This window comes from Frankia sp. CgKIO3 (assembly GCF_977946435.1).
The window spans coordinates 45784-54393 of record NZ_CDWTMO010000005.1 but is presented as its reverse complement, the minus strand read 5'-3'; the positions used below and the strand labels follow the sequence as shown (position 1 = coordinate 54393).

5 protein-coding genes are annotated in these 8610 nt (G+C 71.4%); all 5 read left to right on the top strand.

All coding sequences use genetic code 11. The features are described 5' to 3' along the window. The first annotated feature begins 235 nt into the window (after positions 1–235). The 5 genes from wecB to acnA all read left to right on the top strand — a co-directional run bounded on the left by wecB (position 236) and on the right by acnA (position 8588). On the top strand, positions 236–1408 hold the full coding sequence (gene wecB, locus AC08OJ_RS01615; RefSeq protein ID WP_476594896.1) for a non-hydrolyzing UDP-N-acetylglucosamine 2-epimerase: 1173 nt from the start codon (positions 236–238) through the stop codon (positions 1406–1408). A gap of 21 nt (positions 1409–1429) precedes the next feature. Beyond that, complete coding sequence (locus tag AC08OJ_RS01610; protein WP_476594895.1) at positions 1430–2776, top strand: nucleotide sugar dehydrogenase; 1347 nt, start codon at positions 1430–1432, stop codon at positions 2774–2776. 208 nt (positions 2777–2984) lie between these two features. Further along, positions 2985–4094, top strand: a complete 1110-nt coding sequence (locus AC08OJ_RS01605) for a glycosyltransferase (protein ID WP_476594894.1) — start codon at positions 2985–2987, stop codon at positions 4092–4094. A 63-nt stretch (positions 4095–4157) separates the two neighbouring features. After that, positions 4158–5438 carry a glycosyltransferase gene (locus AC08OJ_RS01600; RefSeq protein ID WP_476594893.1) on the top strand — a complete coding sequence of 427 codons (1281 nt, stop codon included), beginning with the start codon at positions 4158–4160 and terminating at the stop codon, positions 5436–5438. A gap of 366 nt (positions 5439–5804) precedes the next feature. Next, complete coding sequence (gene acnA / locus AC08OJ_RS01595; RefSeq protein ID WP_476594892.1) at positions 5805–8588, top strand: aconitate hydratase AcnA; 2784 nt, start codon at positions 5805–5807, stop codon at positions 8586–8588. Positions 8589–8610 lie beyond the last annotated feature (22 nt).

Sequence of the window (8610 nt, the reverse complement as noted above, 5' to 3'; positions counted from 1 at the left end):
CGCGCGACGGGCTCGCGGCCCCCACCGGGCGGGCGGGAGCGGCCCGTCCCGCCGGGCCTACCGTCGTCGACCAGCCGCGCGGCGGATCGGATCGTTCCGGGGTCCGCTCGTGACCGGCGTATCGGCGGGTGGTGAGCCCGTCGCCGGTGTACCGGTGGATGGCCCGCCCTCGCCGCGGGCCCCGCTCGCGGCCACGCGCCGCCGCCCCGCACCGGTCCCGACGCTCGCCGAGCCCGTGCTCGTGCCGAGGCCGCACGCGGTGGTCGTGGCCGGGGCGCGACCGAACTTCATCAAGATCAAGCCGATTCTGGACGCCCTCGACGCGGAGGGTTTCCGGACCACGCTCGTGCACACCGGTCAGCACTATGACGAGGCGATGAGCGAGGTGTTCTTCGCCGATCTCGGGCTGCGTCCCCCTGACCATCACCTCGCGGCGGGATCGGGCTCCCACGCCGTGCAGACGGCCGCGGTCATGACGTCGTTCGAGCCGTTGCTCGACCGGCTCGTCCCGGAGATCGTCGTCGTGGTCGGCGATGTCAACTCAACTCTGGCCTGTGCGCTCGTCGCGGCGAAGGCGGGCGTGCCCGTCGCCCATGTGGAGGCGGGACTGCGCAGCGGTGACCGGTCCATGCCCGAGGAGATCAACCGCATTGTCACCGACCACGTGTGCGACCAGCTGTTCGCGACCTCACCGGACGCGGTGGAGCATCTGTACCGGGAGGGCCTGCCCCCCCGGGCGGTCCATCTCGTCGGCAACGTCATGGTGGACACCCTCCTGGCGTGCCGGGATGAGGCGCTGGGCCGGCCGACGCTGACCGAGCTCGGCCTGCACCCGGGCGGGTACGGCCTGGTGACCATGCACCGGCCCGCCAACGTCGACGATCCGGACGTGCTCGCCGGGCTGCTCGGGGCGCTCGGGGAGATCGCGGTGCGGTGCCCGCTGGTCTTCCCGGCGCATCCCCGTACGGCGGCGCGGCTGGCCGGGATGCTCCCCCCGGGGATTCGGCTACTCGGGCCCGTGGGATATCTCGACTCCCTGGCGTTGCAGGCCGGGGCGCGTCTCGTGCTCACCGATTCCGGCGGCGTGCAGGAGGAGTCCACCGTGCTGGGAGTACCGTGCCTGACGCTCCGCGACTCGACGGAACGTCCATTGACTGTTACCGAGGGTACCAACCGGGTGGTGGGTCGGGACCGGCGGGTGGTGGTCACGGCCGCGTTCGACACCCTGGAGCGGTCGCCTACGCCCCGGCGTCCGGCCCTGTGGGACGGCCACGCCGCCCGCCGCATCGCGCGAATTCTGGCCCGGGTGGTCGCACCCCCGCCGGAACCGGGCCGTCCGGGCGCACCGGATCCGGAGATCCGTCCGCCGGCTCGGGACACAGTGAGCCACCTGCCCCTCTCTATGTAAACAATCTGACACACTATGTGTATGACTTCGAAGAAACTGGTGATCGTCGGGCAGGGATACGTCGGTCTCCCGCTCGCGATGCGGGCGGTCGATGTGGGTTGGCGGGTCGTCGGGGTGGACGTGGACGCGAGCCGTGTCGCCCAGCTGGCCGCCGCGCGGTCCTACGTCGAGGACATCCCCGACAGGCAGCTCGCGGCGGCGTTGGAGTCGGGCCGGTACGAGCCGACGTCGGACTACGCCCGCGCCGCGGGGTTCGACGTCGCGGTGGTCACCGTCCCCACCCCGTTGCGGGAGGGGGCTCCCGACCTGTCCTACATCGTGGGCGCGGCGCACAGCCTCGCGCCGCTGGTCCGGCCGGGCGTGACCGTGATCCTGGAGTCGACGACCTATCCGGGGACGACCGAGGAGCTGTTCGCCCCGCTGCTCACCGAGGGTTCCGGTCTGCACCCCGGTATCGACTTCCATCTCGGCTACTCGCCGGAGCGGATCGATCCGGGTAACCGGGTGTGGAACCTGGTGAACACCCCCAAGGTCATCTCCGGGGTGCATGAGGACTCCCTGGCGGCCGTGAGCGCCTTCTACGACACCGTGGTCGAGCGGACGGTTCCGGTCGGCTCGACCCGGACCGCCGAACTCACCAAGCTGCTGGAGAACACCTTCCGGCATGTCAACATCGCGCTGGTGAACGAACTGGCGATGTTCGCGCACGAACTCGGCGTCGACGTGTGGGAGGCGATCGACGCGGCGTCCACCAAGCCGTTCGGGTACCTGCGGTTCACTCCCGGCCCGGGGGTCGGCGGCCACTGCCTGCCCATCGACCCGTCGTACCTGTCCTGGCGGGTGCGCCGCAGCCTCGGCCGCAGCTTCCGATTCGTCGAGCTCGCCAACGACATCAACGACCACATGCCCGACCACGTGGTGCGGCGGGTCACCGAGATGCTCAACGCCCGGCGACGGTCGGTCGCGGGCAGCCGCATCCTGCTGCTGGGACTTGCCTACAAGAAGAACACCGGGGATGCGCGCGAGTCGCCCGCGACGCGGGTCGCCACCCTGCTCGCTGACCTCGGTGCCCACGTGCGGGCGGCGGACCCGCACGTCGACGCGGCCCGGCTGCTGCCCCGGGTGACCCTGGTAGAGGTGGGTGCGGGGGAGCTCGCGACCGCGGATCTGGTGGTGCTCCTGGTCGACCACGACGCCTTCGACCGTGACCAGGTAGCACGGCATGCCCGTGCGGTCCTCGACACCCGGCACTGGCTGCCCACGCACGACCGGGGCCGCCGGCCGGTGGCAGCCGGCGGGGGACACCCGGTGATACCGGCGCAGGTTGCGCGGCACGACGAGCTCGCGTTTGCCGTGGAACCCCTGTGACGCCCTCCCCACCCTCTGACGCCTTCGCACCCTCGCGGCGCCCCACATCTTCCCGTATCTTTATGTAGTTGAATGATAACTGAAAATTATCATCATCGAGAGGGTGCGGGCGGAGGGGGCGGATGCCATGCGGGTCGTCGCCACCGACGCGTGGTTCCATCACCGGCCAAGCGGGCGCAGGCGCCGGGGCCCGATAACGGTGCTGAAGGTGCTGAACCGGACGGAGCGCTCCGGTATCCAGCTGGGGGCCGTGAACCTGCTCCGCCGCCTCGACCAGGACGAGTTCCGGCTGTTGTTCGCGGTGACGTCCGGCGCGGCAGGGGCGTTCGACGGTGAGATCCGGGCGTTCGGCGGCGAGGTGTACCACTGCCGGGCCGACTGGCGCTTTCCATGGTCCTTGCTGGGGCTGTTGCGCCAGGTACGCCCGGACGTGGTGCAGGCGGAGGTGGTGCAGGCGGACGTGACGATCCTCTCCGGGGTGATCCTCGCGCTGGCCCGGCTCGGGGGGGTTCGGCGCCGCGTCGCTTACCTCGCCGATGCCCCGGACCGGCACGGCGACAGCCTGGGCGGCCGGGTGCGGCGGGTCGTCGGCCGGTTGCTGCTCGACCGGTTCGCCACCCATCTGGTCGCAGTGAGCGAGGCGGTGATGCGGGGTCTGTGGCGGGAGAACTGGCGGCTCGACCCTCGTTGCCGCGTTATTTACCACGGCGTCGAGCTGGAACCGGTCGGCGTCGCCATCGCGGCCCGCCGCCGCGCGGAGGAACTCGCCGAGGACGATCAGGAGCTTGTCACCGTCGTCCACGTCGCCTGCCCGGATTCGGCGAAGAACCGGGACCGGGCCGTGGAGATCCTCGCGGCGCTGCGGGGGCGGTCCGTGAACGCCCGGCTCCTCTTCGTGGGTCGTCAGGATGCCGCCGAGACGGCCCGGCTGGTCGCGCTGGCGTCCCGGTGCGGCGTCGCTGACCACGTCGAGTTCACTGGCGAGGTGCTCGAGATCCCGCGCCTGCTGGTCGCGGCCTCGCTGCTGCTGGTCACCTCCCGTCACGAGGGCCTGCCCGGCATCGTGCTCGAGGCCTGTGCGGTCGGGACGCCCGTGCTCTCCGCGGACCTGCCCGGGGTCGACGAGATCGCCCGGCTGCTCCCCGGCGTGACGATCCTGCCGCTGCGCATCTCCGACGTGGTCTGGGCCGGCACCGCCGAGATGCTCACCGCCGTTCCCCCGACCATTGATCAGCGCCGGGAGGCGATGCGTCTGCTGCGCCGGTCCCCGTTCACGATGGAGCACTGGCAACGCGACATCGCGGCGGTGTGGTCGTAGTCGGCGTCCCCGCCCGCCCGGGTACCGCCACCGCCCGGCCACGACCAGAGAGGACCGCCCACGATGAAGATCGTCACCTTGCTCGAGGCGGGGGATGGCCCGCGGTGGCCCGTTGCGCACGCCGTCGCCGAACAGGAGAGTGGGGACCACGTCATCGTTCTGATGCCCCCGCCCGACCACGTCGACAGTCCGCTGGCCCGGGAGTTGACCGCGGGCGGCGTGGAGGTCGTCGCGAGCCCCGTGCCGCGCCGGGGAGCGACGATCCGCCGTCAGGCCGGCAGGATTCTCCGGCTGCGGGCGGAGCTGGCCGCGCTCGGGGCGGACGTCGTCCACTACCACCACTACGCCTCGGCGGTGGCCGCCCGCCTCGCCACCGTGGGCACCACGATCACCCGCGTGTACATGGTCGCGAACCCTCTGCACTTGGACCACCCGCTGATCCGGCCGGTCGAGCGGGTGCTCTGCCGGCTCGATCACCTGCTGATCGCGCCGACCTCCGACGTCCGGCGCCGCTACGCCGCGCTCGGCCAGCCGGTGCGCCGCCTGCGCACCGTGTCCTACGGCGTGGATCTGGACCGGTTCACGCCGGCAGACGACCGGGAGCGCCGGGCGGCCCGGACGGATCTTGGTCTGCCCGAGGACGGGTTCGTGGCGGTGCAGGTGGCGCGCTTCCACCCGCCCGGTCGTCTTGTCCATCCGGGCCGGGGGGTGGCGGGCCACGAGGTACTGCTGGCGGCCTGGTCGCGGTTCGTCGAGCTGGGCGGCCGCGGCACCCTGATCCTCGTCGACGGGGCTCCCGAGGGCGGGGTTCCCGAGGACGGAGAGGATGTCGCCGGCCGGCGGAACGAGGCCGCGGCCCGTTACCGCGAGCGGGTCCGGGCCTGGGCCGGGGCGCTTCCCGGCGCGGCGGCGGTGCGCTGGGTGCACGGTGTCCGCGACGTGCGGCCGTACTACGCCGTCGCCGATGTGAACGTGGTGCCCTCCCGGGTGGAGGACTACGGCGCCGTCGGGGTGGCGTCGGCCTGCGGGGTACCGACCGTGGCGACGCGGGTCGGGGCGATCAGCGAGCTGGTGGACGACGAGACCGGCTGGCTGGTGGCACCCGGCGACGCGGTGGCGGTGGCGGAGTGTCTCACCGACGCCGCGGCCGGCCGGCGGGCACCCGCCGCGCGCGACCGCGGCTTCGCCGCGCGGGCACGGGCCGAGAAGCTGCTGGATCGCCGGTCGTTGAGCCAGGACGTCGTCGCTGCCCTGCACGAGGCCGTGCGCGGCGCGCGGTCGTGGCACGCGTGCTCCGGCCCGGGCCGGAGTGTGCCGGGATGCACCTGGGTACCGGAAGAATGAGTTCACCCGCAGGTGGGATGATTTTCGCCGAACATTCCGCCGTTGTGGGCAGGGACTGCCGGCAGCCTCCGATGCTGTTAGCAGTGTTAAATAATTGCCGGAGTCGGCTGTGGCGACCTTGTTCGGGAGGCCCCGGCGGTTCCCGCCGACCCGGAGGGTCGGCGGGGTCACAGCGCCGCGGGCGCGGTGCGAGACGCGCCGGAATGCCAGGATGGGACGGAGCTGGCCGAGGCAGGCAGACGCCGGATGCGTGCCCACCCGGGACCGTGGGTCCGGCGTCACCACGGTGCGGCCAGCCGGGCGGGGCCATGGGAGCGAGCCCCGCCGCTCGCGGGTGGCGGGCGGTGGGCGACGAGAAGGAGAACGATGGACACCTTCGGCAGTACCGGATCGCTCGTGGTGGGTGATCGCACCTACACGATCAGGCGGCTGGACGCGGTGCCCGGGGCCGATCGACTCCCCTACAGCCTCAAGGTGCTGTTGGAGAACCTTCTGCGTACCGAGGACGGCGCGAACATCACCGCGGACCACGTCCGGGCGCTGGCGAACTGGGATCCCTCGGCCGCCCCCAGCCAGGAGATCCAGTTCACGCCCGCCCGCGTCATCATGCAGGACTTCACCGGCGTGCCGTGCGTGGTGGACCTTGCCGCCATGCGGGAGGCGATGGCCGCCCTCGGCGGCGACCCGTTGAAGATCAATCCGTTGGCCCCCGCCGAGCTCGTGATCGACCACTCGATCATCGCTGACCACTTCGGTCGGCCGGACGCGTTCGAGCTCAACGCGGCGCTGGAGTTCGGCCGCAACCGGGAGCGTTACCAGTTCCTGCGCTGGGGTCAGGAGGCGTTCGACAACTTCACCGTCGTCCCGCCGAACACCGGCATCGTGCACCAGGTCAACCTGGAGCACCTCGCCCGGGTCGTCTTCACGAAGCAGACGGCCGACGGGACGCTGGCCTACCCCGACACCCTCGTCGGCACGGACAGCCACACCACGATGATCAACGGTCTCGGTGTGCTCGGCTGGGGCGTCGGAGGCATCGAGGCCGAGGCCGCCATGCTCGGCCAGCCGGTGAGCATGCTCATCCCCACTGTGGTGGGCTTCAAGCTGACCGGCGAGCTGCCGACGGGCACCACCGCGACCGACATGGTGCTCGTCATCACCGAGATGCTGCGTTGGCACGGCGTCGTCGGCCGGTTCGTCGAGTTCTACGGCGACGGCGTGACGAACGTCCCGCTGGCGAACCGGGCGACCATCGGCAACATGAGCCCCGAGTACGGCTCCACCTGCGCGATCTTCCCGATCGACGCGGAGACGCTGAACTACCTCAGGCTCACCGGCCGTCGCGCGGAGCTGGTGGCGTTGGTCGAGGCGTACGCCAAGGAGCAGGGCCTCTGGCACGACCCGAGCCGCGAGGCCGCTTACACGACCACCCTCGAGCTGGACCTGTCCACCGTCGAGCCGTCGCTTGCCGGGCCCAAGCGCCCGCAGGATCGGGTGCCGCTGGCGAGCGCGAAGCAGGCCTTCCGGGCGGCGTTGGTCGACTACGCCCAGCCCCTGGTGCTCACGAACGGTGGCGCGGACGAGGCGGATGCCGAGTCCTTCCCGGCCTCCGACTCGGCGGCCGCATTCGCCGACAAGCCCTCCGACGCCCCGATCTCGGTGAACGCCGTGGCCGGGGACGTCGCCGCCCGCTCGTCCAACCCGACGGCGGTCACCCTCGCCGACGGCACGAGCGTCGAGATCGACCACGGCGCCGTCGCCGTCGCGGCCATCACCTCCTGCACCAACACGTCCAACCCGCAGGTCATGGTCGGCGCGGCCCTGCTGGCCCGCAACGCCGTTGAGAAGGGGCTCACCCGCAAGCCGTGGGTGAAGACCACCCTCGCGCCGGGCTCGAAGGTGGTCATGGACTACTACGAGCGGGCGGGGCTCGTGCCCTACCTGGACAAGGTCGGCTTCAACCTGGTCGGGTTCGGCTGCACCACCTGCATCGGTAACTCCGGGCCGCTGCCGGAGGAGATCAGTGCCGCGGTGAACGACGCGGACCTGGCGGTGGTCAGCGTGCTGTCGGGTAACCGCAACTTCGAGGGCCGGATCAACCCCGACATCAAGATGAACTACCTGGCGTCCCCGCCGCTGGTGGTCGCCTACGCGCTGGCCGGCACGATGGACATCAACCTCGACACCGACCCGCTGGGCACCGGCACCGGCGGGGAGCCCGTCTACCTGCGTGACATCTGGCCGAGCGAGGCCGAGGTCGCCGCGGTCGTCGGCGACGCCATCCAGTCCGAGATGTACGAGTCCGACTACGCCGACCTGTCCGGTGACGAGCGCTGGCGCTCGCTGCCGGTCGGTGATGGGGGGGAGGCGTCGCGGACGTTCGCCTGGGCGCCCGACTCCACCTACGTCCGGCACCCTCCGTACTTCGAGGGGATGGCGGCGAAGCCGGAGGCCCGGACTGACATCATCGACGCCCGGGTGCTGGCGGTGCTCGGCGACTCGGTCACCACCGACCACATCTCCCCGGCTGGCTCGATTAAGAAGGACTCGCCTGCCGGCCGCTACCTTACCGAGCACGGGGTCGCGCCCGCCGACTTCAACTCCTACGGGTCGCGGCGCGGCAACCACGAGGTGATGATCCGTGGCACGTTCGCCAACATCCGGTTGCGCAACCGGCTGGCGCCGGGCACCGAGGGTGGGGTCACCCGGCACCTGCCCGACGGCGAGCAGTTGGCCATCTACGACGCCGCGCAGAAATACGCCGCCGAGGGTGTGCCGCTGGTGATCCTGGCCGGTAAGGAGTACGGCTCGGGATCCTCCCGGGACTGGGCGGCGAAGGGCACCGCGCTGCTCGGCGTGCGGGCGGTCATCGCCGAGTCCTACGAGCGCATCCACCGGTCGAACCTGATCGGCATGGGCGTGCTGCCGCTGCAGTTCCCCGTCGGCGAGTCGGTGGAGTCGCTCGGCCTGACCGGGGAGGAGACGTTCACCATCACGGGCCTCGCCGAGGTGGGCGAGAGGACCCCGTCCCTCACGGTACGTGCCGGCGACAAGACCTTCGAGGCGGTCGTGCGGATCGACACCCCCGGCGAGGCGGAGTACTACCGCCACGGCGGGATCCTGCTGTATGTTCTGCGCTCGCTGTTGTAGCCCACGGCCGATGATCCGGGGC